This window comes from Micromonospora sp. M42, assembly GCF_000568915.1.
In the GTDB taxonomy this organism is placed as follows: Bacteria; Actinomycetota; Actinomycetes; order Mycobacteriales; family Micromonosporaceae; genus Micromonospora; species Micromonospora chalcea.
In genome coordinates, this window is record NZ_KK037233.1 from 1,957,301 (window position 1) to 1,957,807 (window position 507).

Below are 507 nucleotides of genomic sequence, written 5' to 3' on the forward strand. Positions count from 1 at the left end.
CCGGCGCGGGTGAGATCGGCGCCGTCGCGCGCCGCCTGGCCGACCTGCGCGACGTCGCGGTGCTGCCGTTGCACGGACGGCTGCCCGGCCCGGCCCAGGACGCGGCGCTCACACCCGCCGCCGGGCGGCGCGTGGTTCTCGCGACGGCGGTGGCGGAGAGCAGCCTGACCGTGCCGGGCGTCCGGGTCGTGGTGGACGCCGGCCTGAGCCGGGTGCCCCGCACCGACCTGGCCCGAGGGCTGGGTTCGCTGGTGACGGTGCCGGTGTCCCGGGCGGCGGCGACGCAGCGGGCGGGCCGGGCCGGGCGGGAGGCGCCGGGCGCGGTCTACCGCTGCTGGTCCGAGGCGGCACACGAGCGGCTCGCCCCGCAGCCCGAGCCGGAGATCGCCACCGCCGACCTGACCGGGTTCGCGCTGGAGCTGGCGGCCTGGGGCACCCCGGACGGCGCCGGCCTGGCGCTGCCCGATCCGCCGCCACCGGCCGCGCTGGCCGTGGCGCGGGAGACCC

The 507-nt window shown here is 81.3% G+C and carries 1 protein-coding gene; it reads left to right on the forward strand.

Annotation, left to right across the window (positions count from 1 at the left end; all coding sequences use genetic code 11):
• On the forward strand, nt 1–507 hold a 507-nt coding region (locus MCBG_RS08840; RefSeq protein WP_043325050.1), incomplete at both ends, for a helicase-related protein.